General features: G+C 27.5%; 16 protein-coding genes. 1 reads left to right on the forward strand and 15 read right to left on the reverse strand.

What is annotated here, in order from left to right:
* Positions 1-77: 77 nt before the first annotated feature.
* The 14 genes from AC4FQW_RS11025 to AC4FQW_RS11090 all read right to left on the reverse strand — a co-directional run bounded on the left by AC4FQW_RS11025 (position 78) and on the right by AC4FQW_RS11090 (position 15881).
* Positions 78-1268 (reverse strand): phosphoglycerate kinase, encoded by a 1191-nt coding sequence (locus AC4FQW_RS11025; protein ID WP_491149071.1) that lies wholly within the window; start codon positions 1266-1268, stop codon positions 78-80.
* Between the two features lie 113 nt (positions 1269-1381).
* Positions 1382-2383 carry a type I glyceraldehyde-3-phosphate dehydrogenase gene (gene gap, locus AC4FQW_RS11030; protein ID WP_491149073.1) on the reverse strand — a complete coding sequence of 334 codons (1002 nt, stop codon included), beginning with the start codon at positions 2381-2383 and terminating at the stop codon, positions 1382-1384.
* A 53-nt stretch (positions 2384-2436) separates the two neighbouring features.
* The gene (locus AC4FQW_RS11035; RefSeq protein WP_303130073.1) at positions 2437-3495 is read right to left on the reverse strand and encodes a sugar-binding transcriptional regulator; all 1059 of its coding nucleotides are present in this window, start codon (positions 3493-3495) and stop codon (positions 2437-2439) included.
* Between the two features lie 146 nt (positions 3496-3641).
* Complete coding sequence (rpoN, locus tag AC4FQW_RS11040) at positions 3642-5021, reverse strand: RNA polymerase factor sigma-54 (RefSeq protein ID WP_491149075.1); 1380 nt, start codon at positions 5019-5021, stop codon at positions 3642-3644.
* Positions 5022-5247: 226 nt separating this feature from the next.
* On the reverse strand, positions 5248-6321 hold the full coding sequence (locus AC4FQW_RS11045; protein ID WP_303130077.1) for a BMP family lipoprotein: 1074 nt from the start codon (positions 6319-6321) through the stop codon (positions 5248-5250).
* Between the two features lie 109 nt (positions 6322-6430).
* Positions 6431-7279: a DegV family protein gene (locus AC4FQW_RS11050; RefSeq protein WP_491149077.1), complete on the reverse strand. Its 849-nt coding sequence runs from the start codon at positions 7277-7279 to the stop codon at positions 6431-6433.
* 20 nt (positions 7280-7299) lie between these two features.
* Entirely contained in the window at positions 7300-7761 is a 462-nt protein-coding gene (locus AC4FQW_RS11055; protein ID WP_303130081.1) for a tRNA (cytidine(34)-2'-O)-methyltransferase, read from the reverse strand.
* 183 nt (positions 7762-7944) lie between these two features.
* Entirely contained in the window at positions 7945-8958 is a 1014-nt protein-coding gene (gene splB / locus AC4FQW_RS11060) for a spore photoproduct lyase (RefSeq protein ID WP_303130083.1), read from the reverse strand.
* A 26-nt stretch (positions 8959-8984) separates the two neighbouring features.
* Positions 8985-9824: a Cof-type HAD-IIB family hydrolase gene (locus AC4FQW_RS11065; RefSeq protein ID WP_491149079.1), complete on the reverse strand. Its 840-nt coding sequence runs from the start codon at positions 9822-9824 to the stop codon at positions 8985-8987.
* A 147-nt stretch (positions 9825-9971) separates the two neighbouring features.
* Positions 9972-11372: a VanW family protein gene (locus AC4FQW_RS11070; protein WP_491149081.1), complete on the reverse strand. Its 1401-nt coding sequence runs from the start codon at positions 11370-11372 to the stop codon at positions 9972-9974.
* 149 nt (positions 11373-11521) lie between these two features.
* The gene (locus AC4FQW_RS11075; RefSeq protein WP_303130088.1) at positions 11522-12478 is read right to left on the reverse strand and encodes a glycoside hydrolase family 25 protein; all 957 of its coding nucleotides are present in this window, start codon (positions 12476-12478) and stop codon (positions 11522-11524) included.
* Positions 12479-12574: 96 nt separating this feature from the next.
* Complete coding sequence (locus AC4FQW_RS11080; protein WP_303130089.1) at positions 12575-14125, reverse strand: sensor histidine kinase; 1551 nt, start codon at positions 14123-14125, stop codon at positions 12575-12577.
* Complete coding sequence (locus AC4FQW_RS11085) at positions 14115-14813, reverse strand: response regulator transcription factor (RefSeq protein WP_303130090.1); 699 nt, start codon at positions 14811-14813, stop codon at positions 14115-14117. The genes AC4FQW_RS11080 and AC4FQW_RS11085 overlap by 11 nt, the downstream gene beginning before the upstream one ends.
* 156 nt (positions 14814-14969) lie before the next feature.
* Positions 14970-15881 carry a D-alanine--D-alanine ligase gene (locus AC4FQW_RS11090; RefSeq protein WP_491149084.1) on the reverse strand — a complete coding sequence of 304 codons (912 nt, stop codon included), beginning with the start codon at positions 15879-15881 and terminating at the stop codon, positions 14970-14972.
* A 146-nt stretch (positions 15882-16027) separates the two neighbouring features.
* Here AC4FQW_RS11090 and AC4FQW_RS11095 point away from each other — a divergent pair, with 146 nt between their 5' ends.
* Entirely contained in the window at positions 16028-16888 is an 861-nt protein-coding gene (locus tag AC4FQW_RS11095) for a DMT family transporter (RefSeq protein WP_303130094.1), read from the forward strand.
* A gap of 38 nt (positions 16889-16926) precedes the next feature.
* Here AC4FQW_RS11095 and nth read toward each other — a convergent pair whose 3' ends face one another.
* Positions 16927-17562 carry an endonuclease III gene (gene nth, locus AC4FQW_RS11100; protein WP_303130097.1) on the reverse strand — a complete coding sequence of 212 codons (636 nt, stop codon included), beginning with the start codon at positions 17560-17562 and terminating at the stop codon, positions 16927-16929.
* Positions 17563-17573: the final 11 nt, after the last annotated feature.

Raw genomic sequence — 17573 nt, forward strand, 5'->3', positions numbered from 1 at the left:
AATAAAACATAGAGCCACTCTTTTTTTCTCTATAAAGAGTGGCAATATTTATTTATAAAAACTATTTAGGCAGCTTATTAGCTATTTAAAGCATCTATTCCTGGTAATACCTTACCTTCTAAGAATTCAAGTGATGCTCCACCACCAGTTGAGATATGAGTCATCTTATCTCCAAATCCTAATATATTTACAGCTGCAGCTGAATCTCCACCACCAATTATAGTTGTAGCATTTGAATCAGCCATAGCCTTAGCTACTGCAATTGTACCTTTGTTGAAGTTTTCGAATTCGAATACTCCCATTGGTCCATTCCAAATAACTGTTTTAGCATCTTTAATTGCATCAGCATATAATTTTTCTGTTTTTGGTCCAATATCTAATCCCATGCTTCCAGCTGGAATGTTTTGATCTTCAGTAATAGTAGCTTCTACATCTTTAAATTCTGTAGCTACTCTGTGATCTACTGGTAATAAGAAATTAACTCCCTTAGCTTTAGCTTTTTCAATCATTTCTTTAGCATATTCAATTCTGTCTTCTTCAACTAATGAAGTTCCAACTTCAAATCCTTGAGCTTTTAAGAATGTATAAGCCATTCCTCCACCTATTATTAAAGTATCAACTTTATCTAAAAGGTTATTTATAACTGCAATTTTATCTGAAACTTTAGCTCCTCCTAAGATTGCTACAAATGGTCTTTCTGGATTTTCAACAGCATCTCCTAAGAATTTTAATTCTTTTTGGATTAAGTATCCACATACAGCTGTATCTATGAAATCAGTAACACCAACTGTTGAACAGTGAGCTCTGTGTGCTGTTCCGAAAGCATCATTTACAAAAATTTCAGCAAGTGAAGCTAATTCTTTTGAGAATTCTTCTCCATTTTTAGTTTCTTCTTTTCTATATCTAGTGTTTTCTAATAAAACAACGTCTCCGTCTTTCATTTCAGCTACTGCTTTTTTAGCATTTTCTCCAACAACATTGTTGTCAGCTGCAAAAACAACTTCTTTTCCAAGCATTTCACTTAATCTCTTAGCAACTGGTGCTAATGATAATTCTGGCTTTGGTTCTCCCTTTGGTTTACCCATATGTGAACAAAGAATAACTTTAGCACCATTGTCAACTAAATATTTGATAGTTGGAAGTGCTCCGTTTAATCTATTTTCATCAGTTATAACACCATCTTTTAGTGGTACGTTAAAGTCACATCTTACTAAAACTTTTTTACCTTTTACATTGATATCTTCTATAGTCTTTTTATTGAAGTTCATTCTTTTCACCTCTTAAAATAAATTATACCTATATTTTAAAATAGTCTGGCCTTATAGCCTTATACTACAAAACCAGACTTATAAAACTTTATGTTTACTATCTAATTAATAGACTACTTTAAGTTAGCGAAGTATCCTAAAGTTCTGATTAATTGGTTAGTGTATGACATTTCGTTGTCGTACCATGAAGCAACTTTAACTAATTGTTCTCCGTTAACTTCCATGATTTTTGTTTGAGTTGCATCGAATAATGATCCGAAGCTAATTCCGATAACGTCAGCTGATACTATTGGATCTTCAGTGTATCCGAATGATTCATTTGCAGCAGCTTTCATTGCAGCGTTTATTTCTTCAGCAGTTACTTTCTTGTCAAGTACACATACTAATTCAGTTAATGAACCAGTGATTACTGGAACTCTTTGAGCGTTTCCGTCTAATTTTCCAGCTAATTCTGGGATAACTAATCCGATTGCTTTAGCAGCTCCTGTTGAATTAGGAATGATTGATCCTGCAGCAGCTCTAGCTCTTCTTAAATCTCCTTTTCTGTGTGGAGCATCTAAAGTGTTTTGGTCATTTGTGTAAGCGTGGATTGTAGTCATGAATCCTTCTTTTAATCCAAATGAATCATTTAATACTTTAGCCATTGGAGCTAAACAGTTAGTTGTACATGAAGCACCTGAAATAACTGTGTCTTCTGCTTTTAATATTTCGTTGTTTACGTTGAATACAACTGTTGGAAGGTCGTTTCCAGCTGGAGCTGATATAACAACTTTCTTAGCACCTGCTTCGATATGAGCTGAAGCTTTTTCTTTTGAAGCGAAGAATCCAGTACATTCTAATACGATGTCTACTCCTAATTCTCCCCATGGTAATTCAGCTGGGTTAGCATTTGCAGTAACTTTGATTTCTTTTCCGTTTACTACGAAAGCTCCTTCTTTAACTTCGATTTCTCCATCGAATCTTCCTTGTGCTGAGTCATACTTGAATAAGTGAGCTAACATTTTAGCATCTGTTAAGTCATTGATTGCAACAACGTTAAATTCTGGGTTGTTGATCATTAATCTTAACGCTAATCTTCCTATTCTTCCAAATCCATTAATTGCTACATTTACCATAATGTAAATACCTCCTAAAAATAGCTTTTATAAAAAATTTTTTTATAAACAAATTAATTGTTACAACTGCTTAAAATATCTAAGATAGATCTTGCAGTAGCTTCATCGGTGATCAAAACACCATTTTCATTATTTTTTTGAGTCGCTATAATCGGCTCAACTTTATTTTTTCCACCAGCCACGACAATATGCGTGTTAATTTTTCTGGCTTCATCTATATTTATTCCAATAGCGGTTGTACTTGAAACCACTGTTGAATTTTTATCAAAATAACATCCAAATGCTTCTCCTACAGCATTGAGTTCTGTTAGTTTTTTTACACTTTCTTCAGTAAGACCTCTTTTTTTAGCCATTTCAAAAGCATCACCAACACCATATATAAATATATCAGCATTGTGTATACTATCTACTACATCTTTTATAGAGTCTTCTTCTTTTAAAGAATTTAAAACCTTTAAACTAACACTTTCTGGTACATGAAGCATCTTATAAGTTCCATTAGTTTTCTTAGCAAGTAATGCTACTAATGTATTAGCTTGTGTTTCTACATTTCTACCAAGTCCACCTCTTGCTGGAACTACTAAAACATTTGGAACATTTCTTATACTTCCAAAAGCTTCAACAACTTCCTTAACTGAAGTTCCTCCAGTTAGCGCAATAATTGAATTGGCTTTTATTATCTTTCTTAAGTAATTAGACGCTGCTTTACCAATATCTTTAAGTACTGATTGATTAACATTTATATCCCCAGGTACTACTATAACATCTTTTAAATTTAGAGCTGTCTTAATTCCTTTTTCTATTTCTGATAATCCTCTAACTTCATGAATAAATTCACTTAGTTTATCAACTATCTCTTCACCAGCACTTGTTACATTCATACCTGCTGTGTTAATTTGTATTAATCCTTGACCTTTAAGAAAACTTACTTCTGTTCTAACTACCCTTTCACTAAGTAAAAGTTCATTAGCTAAAACTCTTCTTCCTATAGGCTGATTTAAAAATATAGTCCTTAATATATTGTACCTTTTCTCGAGTACCTCTATAAGTTCAGGAACTATCTTTTTCTGTAGCTTTAATATTTCCTGCAACTTCAACACTCCTTTGGTCATAAAGCGTCCCATACTTAATGTTTTTGTCCCACAATCTTATTATAAGTTATATTAACTAATTTTTAAAGTATAAATTTTATTTTTTTTCATTTTTATCCCTAATTTAACGTTTTGTTTTATATTTAATTAAATATTTTATTTTATATTTATAATCTTTTTCTCTTGCTTGAGGACCTTATTTGCATTTCCTCTCTGTATTTTGCCACAGTTCTTCTTGATATATTCATACCATTTTCTTTTAATTTATCACTTATATTTTGATCTGAATAAGGCTTCTTTTTATCTTCTGATTCTATAATTTCTTTTATTTTATTTTTTATTTTTATAACTCCTGTATCCTCACTATTTAATGAAGAAATGCTTGTTGTAAATAAATCCTTTATTCTAACTGTTCCTCTATCAGTTAATACGTATTTATCTTTAACTGCTCTACTTATTGTTGATTCATGAACTTGCAATTCTTCTGCAATTTCTTTTAAAGTCATAGGCTTTAAAAAATTATATCCCTTTTCAAAATATTCTCTTTGTTTTATTATTATTATTTCCAAAACCCTATATAATGTACTTCTTCTTTGTTCTATACTTTTTATTAAAAATAAAGCTTTATTAAGCCTATCCTTTACATAATTTGATGCAATTTCATCATTGTTAGTTAATACATCTTTATAAGTTTTATTTATTGATAACTTAGGTACAACACTATCATTCATTATTATTATAAATTCACCATCTAATTCTCTTATAGCTGCATCTGGAATGATAAATTTCACTTCTTCCCCAGTATAAAATCCTCTTGATGGTTTTGGTTCTAACCTTTTTATTATATCTCCATATCTTTGTGCTTCTCTAGGTGATATATTTAACTTTTTAGCAATAACTCCGTATCTATTTTCAGCTATATCTTCAAGATTTTCTTCAACCATTTTTACTATAATGTCATCATCTAAAGCTAATTTATTTAATTGAATAAGTAAACACTCTTTTATATTTCTAGCTCCTATGCCGTAAGGCTCAAGATCTTGCACTATTTTTAAGACTTCTTCACCTTTTTCTTCACTTATTTTAAGTTCATTGCATATTTGCTTTAAATTACACTCTAAATATCCCCTATGATCTAAATTTTCTATTATATAATCTCCGATTTCTAGTGTATATTCATCTATATAAACTTCCATTAGTTGTTCATGTAAATATTCTTTTAGTGATTTTTTTTCAGATATAAAATTAAATGGGGATAATTCATCATTATCATAATTTCCATAACTTTGAGCTCCATAATTATCAAACTCAAAGTATTTTATCATTTCTTTATAATCATACTTGTCCATAAATTTTTCTTCACTTATTGAAGACTTTTCCTGACTTGTATCTTTTATGTCCAATATTGGATTTTCCTCAAATTCTTTATCTATGTATTCTCTTAAATCATTTACTGACATTTGAAGCATTTTTATAGACATTTGCATTTCTTGTGTCATAACTAATCTTTGCTCTTGCGTAAGATTCATAGAATACTCCATCTTCATAATATCACCCTTCTCTACACACATTTATTACTATAAAAAATTACAATCTAACTCTTCTTAATATGTAAAAATTTAATATGATTTAATATAAACTAATTTAGATGGAGTTATTCTCCATCTAAATTAACTCTAAGCAATATTCTTTTTAAATTATTATATCATATACTAATTTACTTACAAACTAAATTGTAATTGTTTTCTGACATATCTACTTATTTATATATTATTACGCTTTAAATTCTATAACTTCATATAATTTTTTTGGTATTTGTAATTCTCCATTTTTTATCATCTCTTTATATTTTTTTAAATTTTCCATAGTTTTGTTAGATACACTTTGTTCTGTTGAAGGCGCATAATCTATTATTTCTTCTTTTACTCCGTATTCTTCAAGATTATCTATGCCACTTTTAAAACTTCCCTCTTTAATTTCTTTACAAGCTTTTAATACGGATTTATCAACTTTTTTAATCATTGATGATATTATTTGGTCTTTATATTCTGGAAGTTCTATCTTTTGATCTACGTCTATACCGATAGCCAACTTTCCTCTTTCTTTAGCAGCTTTAAACACTCCCAATCCTGCTTTTCCACATGCTTGAAATAATATATCACAACCTTGATCATACAATTCTATAGCTTTCTCATATCCTTTTTTTTCATCTGAATAAGTTTGAATAAATCTAGTATTTATTCCGTCTATTAATCCTTCTGCAGCCTTTTCATTTACAGTTTTTACACCCGCTATATAACCATTGCAAAATTCTAATCCCTTCTCATCATTTAAAGCCCCTACAAACCCTACATTATTAGCTTTTGTTTCTCCTCCGGCAACTATTCCCATTAAAAATGCTCCTTCTTGATGCTTAAATAATATAGATTTAACATTAGCTTCTTCAACTTTAGAATCTATTATTGCAAAGCTTTTATCTCTTCTTTCTCTTGCAACCTTCTCTACAGCACCTTTTGTTTCCCTTCCCATACATATTACCATTGCTGTATCTCCTATTGTTTTTCTAAGTAAATTATCAATTCCCTCATTTCTTCCTTCAACTTGAGATGAAAACTCTACATATTCTGTTGCTATATCATATTTCTCCTTTGCTTCATCAGCACCCTTCTTAGCAAGGAATCCAAATGATTTATCATTAAAATCTTGAGCCATAAGGGCAACATTTATCTTTCCTCTATGCACCAACCCTGCTCCATTTTTACATCCCCCTACTAACATAATTAAATATAAACTTATCAATAATAGCAGTAATACTGAGATTTCTCTATTTTTATTTATTTTATCCATAAATTTCTCACCTCTATAAAATTTATCAATTTTATCTTTTCCTAAAAATATTTTTTAATACAAAATAAAAGAAGCATCAATTTTGATGCTTCTTTTATTTAAATATATTTTATTTATTTAATTTTTCACTTATAAAAAATAATCCACCTGCTTTATTTCCTGAATGTATTCCTACTGAACATCCAACAGGTCCTTCTATATAATCAATATTATTGCTTTCTAAATATTCTTTAAGAGGCTGAGTTATTTCATCATAATTAACATCTACTAAAAGTACTGGCATATCTTTTCTTGGAACAAGTTCTTCCATATCACTTATAATTCTCTTAACCGCTTTTTTAGGTCCTCTTACTTTACCTTTTACATCCATAACTCCATCTTTAACTTCAAGTATAAGTTTTATTCCAAGCATTCCTGTAACAACACTTACAGCTTTTGGAAGTCTTCCACCTTTAACTAAATTATCTAAAGAGTCAAAACTTAATGAACTATTTATATATGGTTTTACTTCTTCTAATTCATTTACTATTTCCTCTATTTTTAATCCACTATCTCTAAGCTTTGCTGCTTTTAAAACTAAAATACCAAGTCCAGCTGTTATTGTTTGCGAATCTACAATATATACATCATCTGTCTCTAACATTTGTTTCGCAACACATGCTGATTGATATGTTCCACTCATACCTGATGACATTAACACAGCTAAAACTTTGTAACCTTCATCAATATATTTTTTATATGTTTCCACAAATCTATTTGGAGTAATCTGACCTGTTGTTGGAAATACATCACCTTCATCTATTCTTTTGAATACCTCATCTAATGTTATTTCAACACCATCTAGATAACTTTCTTCTCCAAAATTTATAAGAACTGGTAATACCTCAATATCCAATTCACTCAAAAGCTCTTTTGGTAAATCAACGGTACTATCTGTTATAATTTTAATCTTTTCCATTCACTCAGTCCCCCTTTATTTTATTTCATATTAGGAAATCCCATCTGTCTTAATGCTTCATATGCAACAATAGCAACTGTATTTGAAAGATTTAAACTTCTAGTACTTGTCTTAATCATAGGTACTCTTAATCCTTCATGAGCATTATGAACATCTTCCGGCACTCCACAAGTTTCCCTTCCAAACATAATAAAATCCCCTTCATTAAACTTAATTTCATCATAATGTTCTCCACCATGAGTTGTTGCTAAATATATTTTTTTATCCCCATACTTTTTCATGAACTCTTCATAACTTTCATGTACCTCAAGTTGTAATTCATCCCAGTAATCAAGACCTGCTCTTTTTACTTGTTTTGAACTTATATCAAATCCTAAAGGCTTTATTAAATGTAACTTAGATCCAGTTAAAACACAAGTTCTTGCTATATTTCCAGTATTTTGTGGTATCTCTGGTTGATACATAACTATATTTAAATTCAAAAAAATCACCTTCCATAATCATATAAACAGAAAAAAGAAGATGAATTCACATTCATCTTAAGCTTTCAAAAGTTTATCTTTAAACTTATAATAAAAATAATACTACATCCATTCTCTTTAGTCAAAGAATTTAAACCTCTCTATAATATTAATATTTTAATTTAAATACTATAAAATTATTTTTTAAATAATATACTTTATTATACAATTACTAATATATTTTTTTAAATTTTCTTCAAAAAAGCTTTTAACTTCTTCTAATGTTTCCTTGTTATAAACATACTTTGTATAACCAAATTGACCATATTTTAAAGTTCTATTTTCTTTATCCATTGGAAGTTTTGATTTTGGATAAACACTTAATATTTGATTTTTAGCTCTCTCTGTATACCTATGAGTTATTACTTCTATTTCAATTTTTCTTTCTTTATCATTAAACTCATTTCCAATTCTTTTTATTAAATTCAAATATTCATCTTTATAATTATCATATAAAAATACAGGAGCTATTATAAAACCAATTTTATATCCGTCATCGTACAACTTTTTAGCTCCTTTTATTCTTTCTTCAAAGCAGTCGGTTCCTCTTTCAAATTCATTTATAATTTTATTTGTATTTAGACTAAATCTTATTGTTGTTCTTCCATTATGCTTAGCACCAATTAATGAATCTATATCTTTAAATTTAGTTACAAATCTAAATAAACTATATTCATTTGCTCCAAAAAATTCTATGGCACGTTTCATAGAACCAGTATATTCTTCAACAGGTATTGGATCTGATGTTGCAGCACCTTCAAATACAGTTATAGCAGGCTTTCTTTCTTCTATATATTTTAATGCTTTATTTAAAATCTCATCTATATTTACATATATTCTACTTGATGGTCTCTTTCCAAGCTGAGTATTTAAATAACAATATTCACACATACCACTACATCCACTTAATAATGGTAATTGATAGTGAGCAGATGGCTTACAACTTTGAAATTCAGTTATTTTTCTAACTGCTATAACTAAAGTTTTCTTCCCAGATACAAAACTCTGTATCGGTGTTTCTCCTTTTTTACCAGTAACTCTGCCACCTTTATTTATTACTATATTTTTATTTTCTTTTTTAAATTTCTCTAATAATTTTTTGCCTAAAGGATATTGTAATGATTTCTCATCAAATACTATTTTAGATGGATTAAACATAAAATCACCTCTATAATAGTATTTCTCTATCTCTTATTTAATATAAATTTTTCTAATGCTTTTCTAACTCCATCATTTATATTTGTATCTGTTATATAATTTGCTTTCTCTTTAAGCTCTGGAATTCCATTTCCCATAGCTATACCAAGTCCAGCATATTCTATCATTGATATATCATTTTCATTATCACCTATACAAATTATTTCTTCTCTTCTAATGCCATAATATTTAGCTAACATTTTTACAGCATTTCCTTTTGAAACACCTATTTTATTTATTTCTATACTTCTTCCCCCTGAACAGTAATATGTTATTCCTTGAATTTTATCTATTTCTCGTCTAAATAATTCTGTTCTTTCTTTTAAAGGTGAAAACATTATACATTTAGTTACTTTACCTTTATATGCTTTTATACTATCGTCAATATTTTTTAAATCTTTAAGAACTTTAATATTTACAGGAAAGTCTCTATTTCTTATATCTGGTAAAACTATTTTTGCAATTAAACTGCTTAAAACACTATTTGTTATTACTTCATCAATTGTATGTAAATGCAATACAACCTTGCACTTTTTAGCTGCTATAAGCAATTTTTTTATAATATCTATATCTAATTCGCTTTTAAATATAGGTTTATCTTTATATTTTTCCTTTATAACAGCTCCATTTCCAGCAATTACAAAATCTGATGCACCAATAAGATTAGAATAATATGCTGCATTATTGTAAAGCCTTCCTGTTGTAACAACTACTTTAATTCCTCTTTTACTAACCTCTTTTACAGCCATTTTATTTTCTTCTGATATAGATTTTCTCTTTCCAAGCATAGTTCCATCCATATCTATACATACCATTTTATAAATCATATATACATCTCCAATATCTTTCTATAACAAAAGCAAGTTATATATTATAACTTGCTTCATTTAATAATACATTATTTATATTTTATGAAAAACTCTTATATTTTTCCATAAAAATTTATTCAATTAAAAGTTTAATAATTTAAAAAATTAATTTTTCTTAGTACCAACTCTAACCTTTCTCGGTACCATAGCGTAACTATCCGTAGATATTAATTCTTTCTTTATGACTTTACCATTTTCATAAGTTAATTGATATCCCTTTGAAACATATCCTGTTTGCCCATTAGACTCAACAATTCTTGTTCCTTCTTTAAGATTTGGATCTTTTATTATCTCCTCTTTTGGATTTATAACATTAAGTATTTCATTTGTCATATCATAACTTCTTCCTTTTAATCCATCAACATTACCATATATTTTAAAGGTTACATTTTTGTTATGAGTTATTCCTTTTATATATATTGGAAAATCATATGGATTTTTAAACTTATAATCTAAATATCCCCATGCAACAGTTGCATCAAGACTTGGATTTGAATATCCAACTGTTAATGAGTGATTATGTCTTTCTGTTGACCTAATATTTGCTCTCATTACAGCTCTATATAAAGTAGTTGAAACTTGACATATTCCACCACCAATATCTTTTACTATTTGATTATTTATATATGCATTTCCTTCTTTATAAAGACTTTTATCTTTTTGACTAGTTTTACTATAACTAAATTCTTCTCCTGGCATTAAAACTGTTCCATCAACAAATTCTGTTACAACTTGAATATTTGTTGACCTATTAGAATCTGATGATTTATATGATGTTGTAAATTCTCCAATAACACCATCAATTTTTGAAAGATCTTTTTTAGTTATTTTTGGCTTTACTTCTTTTTTCTCTACTATTATTTTAGTTTGATTTTCTATATCACCATTTAATTCTTTTTTTAATTTATTATCCAAATCCTTTTTATCTATTCCATAACCAACTTGTTCCGGAGTTATTGAAATATCTCCATTTATAGCTATACTAGCATTTTTAGGTAATGTAGTAAATTTGTCAACTATTTTGTTTTCTAATAATTCTAGTTTTTTATTGTTATAACTAAAGTTAAGTTGAACTTCTTGTTTTAAATTATTTTTATTTTTTATTAAAGAATTTTTCTTAAAAAAACTTGAATCCTTCCCATAATTAAATGCTTCATCTACTGCCTTATCAATATCATATTTAGGTGATATTTCAGAATACTTTGCTTTATACTCTTTATCTTTTCCTTTAATATTTACTACTATATCTTTATCATCTATTTTTTTTGTATAATTATTTTTTATTACAGATTTTGCTTCTTCTTTTGTCATACCCCCAACATTTACTTCTTCAATAAATACATTTGGATAAATTTTATTATTCCATTCATTTATTATTTTATTGGCTGATACTCCATATGAAACTCCACCTATAATTGCAATTGAAGATATAACAATAGTTCCTATAATTAATTTTTTTCTCATATTATCATTTTTATTTAATTTCCCATCTTCACCTGTACCCATTATATACTCCCTTCGTTCATTTTAATTCCCTTCTAATCATTTACATTATATAACATATCATATTTATTTTTAATACTTTTTTTATTTATTAAAGAGTCTTTCAAATTTTTTTATCTTGAAAGACTCTTATTAATTTAATAATTATTATTTTATATTAATCTACCATCCAACTTATATAAAGTTCTAATTTGTGATGTTTCTCCATCATAATCAAAAGCTTCTATGGTAATATTTAAAACTCTATTATTAGGTTTATAAATTTTACTTAAAGGTATTCTAAAAGATGTATCATCTCTATCAACTGTTCCAACCCAATAATTATCTATAAATATATTATATCCTAATAAATCTATATCATTATTTCTATTCCATGACACATAAATATACTCATTATCTCTCCAAGCTTTTAAACCATTAACTTGCTTTGGTTGCATTAAAATATCTAAATTATTTGGTCCCCAATTCGCATCAAGAGGATTATTAACTCCTTGAACTTTTTGACTTTCACTAAATTGCCAAATTCTCCATCTAGTCCAACCTCCTATATTAGGTGGAACTTTTGGATTACTTGGTATATTTGTATACATAGCAATCCAAAGAGGCATATTTTTTAAAGGATATGTTCCGTCACTATATTTAAAGTCATTATAAAGCTGTATAAAAAATAATCCTGTGTAAAGCATAAGTCTTCTTCTAGTTTTTTTCTCAAATCTTTGTCTAAATCTATCAACCCAATTAATTAAAGCATCTGTACTCATTTTAGGATCTATTGGTGCTTCAACATCTAATACTGGAAATAAATCTCCGTAATTTTTATTTCCAAATCCTCTTTGAAGAGTATCAATAAAATCATCACATTGTGAATCTGCAGTTAAAAGATTATAAGAAGGCATAGCATAATGGTATGCTCCTACTGGTATAGAAAATTTTCTACTTTCTACTGCATATTCTAAAAACTTTTTATCAACTCTAAAATATCCACTACCTGATCCAGAAGCTCTTAAATATAGAAAATCAACAGTTCTTGATAATACTGTAAAATCAACACCTTGGCTATATTCATTTATATCTATTCCAAAGGTACTTTTAGGATTTTTATCTTGCATAACTCCTCCAAAAGTAAAAATACTTATTCTTTATTAAGATATTAAATTAAACAGCTTAAGGTTACATGATTAAAAAAATTACTAAAATCTTATAATTTACTTAATTCGTAGTCTTATATAAAAACTTATATCATTTCCATAACATTCTCCCCAAATTTCACCTTTATGCATTTCTACTATATTTTTTGAAATGGCTAGCCCCAAACCTGATCCACCAAGACTTGTATTTCTTGATTCTTCCATTCTATAAAATCTATCAAATAATTTATCCATCTTTTCTTTTGGAATATTTTCTCCTCTATTTTTTACAGCTATTGTTGCATATCCATCCTTTGCATAAACCCCAATTATTACAGCGCCGGGCTTATAAGAATATTTAACAGCATTAGTTAAAAGATTTTCTAAAACTCTAACCATTTTATCAGGATCTATATTTACTATTATTTTTTCATCAGCTAAAGTTTTTATTTGGTCTATACTTGAGCTCTCAAAATAAGGCTTTAATTCTTCTGAAACTTGCGCTACAAATTCACATAAGTTAACATCAACCTTATTAAGCTTTATTCCCTTATTATTATATTTTGTATACTCAAATAAATCTTCTATAAGAATTCTAAGTTTTTCAGCCTTATTATAAGCAATATCTAAGTACTCATTCATTGATTTTTCATCTGTATATCTTTTATCTTTTAATAAACCTATATATCCCATTATAGATGTTAAAGGAGTTCTTAAATCATGAGAAACATTTGTTATTAAATCTGCTTTAGTTTTCTCAGCTTCTTCTTGTGCCTCTATTCTACTACTTATTTCCTTAGCCATATTATTAACATTTATAGCTATATTTGCAATTTCATCATTACCATTTTCACTTATACTATGAGATAAATCACCATCAGCTATATTCTTAATTCCCTTTGCAATTTCATCTAAATATTTTGTTTTCTTATTAGTTAAAATTAGAAATGTTACTATAAATATTATTATAGATAAAGTTAATGCTAAATAAGAATTTGAAACAAAATAATCAACATATTCTATTCTTGCACTAGGAATTCCAGTATATATTATGTAATATTTCCCATTACCTATATCAATTGGATATATAATAGTATATTCTCTTGAATCATATTCATCTTTAGGATTTTTTGAAACATTTTTAAGTACTGTATAAATATCTATTTTTTCTTCAGATGCATTTTGATTTCTATACAAAACTTTTCCATCTATATCTGTTATATAAATTTTATCATTCCCATTAGAATAAGTATCCATTAACCTATTAAAGAAATTTTTATTATTTATTTTTACATCGCTATTTATACTTTCATGTTCTATTTTATTAACTATATCTTGAGCATTATGTTCCATATTACTATATTCATACCTAATTTCTGCTTTAGTATGAACATTTTTAAACATATCATTTAAAATTCCATAGGATATTGTTGCAATTATAAAACATAAAGCAAATATAATCATAAGCTCAAATCTAATACTTTGTTTTATTTTAGTATCAAATTTTTGAATTAATTCTTTAAGCATAATTCCTATTTTTGTTTTTTTAAAGTCTTCATATTTTCTTTTTAATTTATCCCTTTTTCTTTCTTTTGGCTCCTTCTCTTTTTTATTTTTTCTATTTATCAATTTTATATCCTACCCCCCAAACTGTTTTTAAAAATCTAGGACTTCTTGGATTTTCTTCTATCTTTTCTCTTATTTTTCTAATATGAACCATAACAGTATTATCTGATTCCATATATTCTTGATCCCATACGCTTTCATAAATATTTCTCATTGAAAATACTTTTCCGCGATTTTTAGCAAGTAAAACTAATATATCAAATTCCGTTGGAGTAAATCTTATACTCTTTTCTCCCAAAAACACTTCGTGAGTATCTAACTTTATACATAAATCATCTATAACTATCATTAATTCAGATTCTTCTTTTGGTTTATTATTAAACTTTTTATATCTTCTAAGCTGAGATTTTACTCTAGCTATTAATTCCAATGTATTAAAGGGCTTACTTAAGTAATCATCCGCTCCCATGTTAAGACCTAATATTTTATCTATATCCTCTGATTTTGCTGAAAGCATTATAATTGGTATTTCACTTTCTTCTCTTATTTTAAGGCAAGTTTCTATACCATTTAATTTTGGCATCATAACATCTAATATTACTAAATCTATTTCATTTTCCTTAAGTAAATATAATGCTTCTTCTCCATCCTGTGCCTTAATTGTTTCATATCCTTCACCCTTTAAATATATCTCAACTAAATCTCTTATCTCTTTTTCATCATCAACAATTAAAATTCTCTCTCTTCTCAAATTAATTCCTCCAAACTATTTTACTAGTATATTTAAGATTATAAATTTGACTTCTTAAATAATTAAATAACATTTCCTTAATAAATTCTTAAAAGTTTTAAGGTTAAATTAAAAGGCTAAACTATTAAAGCTTAGCCTTTTTTATTATAAAGTTTATTATCTTTTTTCTTTTAATGAAGTTTCAATTATATCATCTATTAATCCACTATATGAAATATTTATTCCAGCTGCACTTTTTGGGAATAAGCTGTTTTTAGTCATACCTGGTAAAGTATTAACTTCTAATATATATGGAACCTTATCTTCTGTTACTATCATATCAACTCTTGCATATACTGAACATTTTAATGCTCTATAAGTTAAAAGAGCCATTTTTTCAACTTCTTCATGTAAATCTTCTTCTAAATTTATTATAAACTCATCAGCTCCACCATCTTGATATTTTGATTCAAAATCAAAAAACTCTGATTTTGGTTTTATAGCAAGTACTGGATACATTTTATCATTAAATATAGGACAAGTTATTTCTTCTCCTTTTATAAACTTTTCAATCATAACTTCTGTATCCCATTTAAATCCTTCTTCTACTGCATGTAAAACTTCACTTTTATCTTTTATAATAAATGTTGCAACACTTGATCCACCGTGTGTTGGTTTTATTACTACTGGATAACCAAGTTCTTCTATTTTATCATAATCTATTTCTTCTACACTTCTTACATTTATCCAAGGTGCTGTTCTAACCCCCGCTGCTTTTAAAAGACTTTTTGTCATATCTTTATCCATACAAGCTGCGCTACTTAATGGGCCACAACCTGAGTAAGGTATATTTAAACATTGTAAAACTGATTGAACAGTTCCATCTTCACCAAATTGACCATGAAGTGCAAGTAATGCAAAATCTATTTTTTCATCTCTAACTTTATTTATTATATCTTCTTTTTTATCTATAACAATTTTACAAACATCATATTTACTAGTATCTATATTTTCTAATATTGATTCTCCACTGTTTAATGATATCTCTCTTTCTGATGAGATACCCCCCATTATAACTCCAACTTTCATAATGTACCTCCAAAAGCATATAAATTTTCAACTTATAATATTATATCACTATATTTTATAAAATGCATAAATTTAATATGAAATTTGCATTTATTTGTAGAATAGTATATTGTTATCATAGTAAAATTTTATAGGAGGATTTTCATATGAATAATAAAAATAAAGCTATTATACTTATGATAATATCAGCTCTTTCATTTGCTGTTATGAGTACATTTGTAAAGCTTGCTGGCGATTTGCCATCAATAGAAAAAAGTCTTTTTAGAAATCTTGTAAGTTGTATAGTTGCTTTTTATGTTATAAGAAAAAGCGGTGATAGTTTATTTGGTAAAAAAGAAAATAGAAAATTTCTAATTGGTAGAGCTCTTCTTGGAACTCTTGGAATTATAGCTAACTATTATGCAATAGAACATTTAATATTAGCTGATGCTAATATGTTAAATCAACTTTCACCATTTTTTGTAATAATATTTTCTAGCCTTTTCTTGAAAGAAAAAATTACAAAAAATCAATTTATAATTTTAATAACTGCATTTCTTGGAAGTTTATTTATAATAAGACCTTCCTTTAGTTTAGAAATAATTCCTGCTTTAGTTGGATTATCTTCAGCTATATTTGCTGGGGCAGCTTATACTTTTGTTAGATTTTTAGGTAATCGTGAAAAAGGTCCTACTATAGTATTCTTTTTCTCATTATTTTCAATATTATTTACATTACCTTTTGTAATCATAACATTTAAGCCTTTTAGTATAATTCAATTATTTTATTTATTAATGGCTGGAGTAGCTGCATCTGTTGCTCAATTCTCATTAACTTCAGCATACAAATATGCACCAGCAAAAGAAATTTCAATATATTCATATACACAAATAATATTTACTGCCTTTATAGGTTTTATTTTATTCGGACAAGTGCCAACTAAATTTAGTTTTATTGGTTATGCAATTGTAATTATTGCTTCAATAGCTATGTTTATATATAACAATAAATTATCTAAAAAAGCATAAAAATATAAAAAAGCTAAGGTAAATAGCCTTAGCTTTTTTTACATATATTGTTTTTTATCCTTCCATTTACAAATATGATTAAGAGGACATTCAAAACATTTTGGTCTTTGTGATGAACAGCATCTTCTTCCATGAAAGATTAAAAGATGATGCGTTAAAGACCATTCTTTCTTAGGTAATTCTTTTTGAAGTTGCTTTTCTACTTCTAAAACATTTTCTGAATTAGCTAATCCTAGTCTATTAGAAACTCTAAATACATGTGTATCAACAGCTATAGATGGAATATTAAATGCATTTGATAAAACCACATTTGCAGTCTTTCTTCCAGCTCCAGCAAGTGATGTTATTCCTTCCATTGTATTTGGAACTTCACCATTAAAATTTTCTTTAAGTTGTCTTGCCATAAGAACTAAGTTTTTTGCTTTATTTCTATATAAACCAATTTGTTTTATTCTTTTTTCAAGATCTTCATTAGTTAAAGTTAAAAATGAATCTAAATCTCCATAATCTCTAAAAAGACTTTCTGTTACTTCATTAACTTTTTTATCAGTAGTTTGAGCTGATAAAATAGTTGCTACTAATAATTGAAAAGGTGTTTTATAATTTAATTCACATTTTGCATCTGGATAAGTTTCTTTTAATATATCAAGTATTTCTTTTGTTCTCTTCTTCATAATTCACACCC

Source organism: Clostridium sp. TJA085 (assembly GCF_058310235.1).

Bases quoted from the DNA above. Each gene is read 5' to 3' on its own strand.
- AC4FQW_RS11090 (WP_491149084.1), bottom strand. From the start codon at position 15,881: ATGAAAGTTGGAGTTATAATGGGGGGTATCTCATCAGAAAGAGAGATA.
- AC4FQW_RS11025 (WP_491149071.1), bottom strand. From the start codon at position 1,268: ATGAACTTCAATAAAAAGACTATAGAAGATATCAATGTAAAAGGTAAA.
- rpoN (WP_491149075.1), bottom strand. From the start codon at position 5,021: ATGAAGATGGAGTATTCTATGAATCTTACGCAAGAGCAAAGATTAGTT.
- splB (WP_303130083.1), bottom strand. From the start codon at position 8,958: ATGTTTAATCCATCTAAAATAGTATTTGATGAGAAATCATTACAATAT.
- gap (WP_491149073.1), bottom strand. From the start codon at position 2,383: ATGGTAAATGTAGCAATTAATGGATTTGGAAGAATAGGAAGATTAGCG.
- AC4FQW_RS11035 (WP_303130073.1), bottom strand. From the start codon at position 3,495: ATGACCAAAGGAGTGTTGAAGTTGCAGGAAATATTAAAGCTACAGAAA.
- AC4FQW_RS11065 (WP_491149079.1), bottom strand. From the start codon at position 9,824: ATGATTTATAAAATGGTATGTATAGATATGGATGGAACTATGCTTGGA.
- AC4FQW_RS11075 (WP_303130088.1), bottom strand. From the start codon at position 12,478: ATGCAAGATAAAAATCCTAAAAGTACCTTTGGAATAGATATAAATGAA.
- AC4FQW_RS11095 (WP_303130094.1), top strand. From the start codon at position 16,028: ATGAATAATAAAAATAAAGCTATTATACTTATGATAATATCAGCTCTT.
- AC4FQW_RS11070 (WP_491149081.1), bottom strand. From the start codon at position 11,372: ATGGGTACAGGTGAAGATGGGAAATTAAATAAAAATGATAATATGAGA.
- AC4FQW_RS11050 (WP_491149077.1), bottom strand. From the start codon at position 7,279: ATGGAAAAGATTAAAATTATAACAGATAGTACCGTTGATTTACCAAAA.
- AC4FQW_RS11045 (WP_303130077.1), bottom strand. From the start codon at position 6,321: ATGGATAAAATAAATAAAAATAGAGAAATCTCAGTATTACTGCTATTA.
- nth (WP_303130097.1), bottom strand. From the start codon at position 17,562: ATGAAGAAGAGAACAAAAGAAATACTTGATATATTAAAAGAAACTTAT.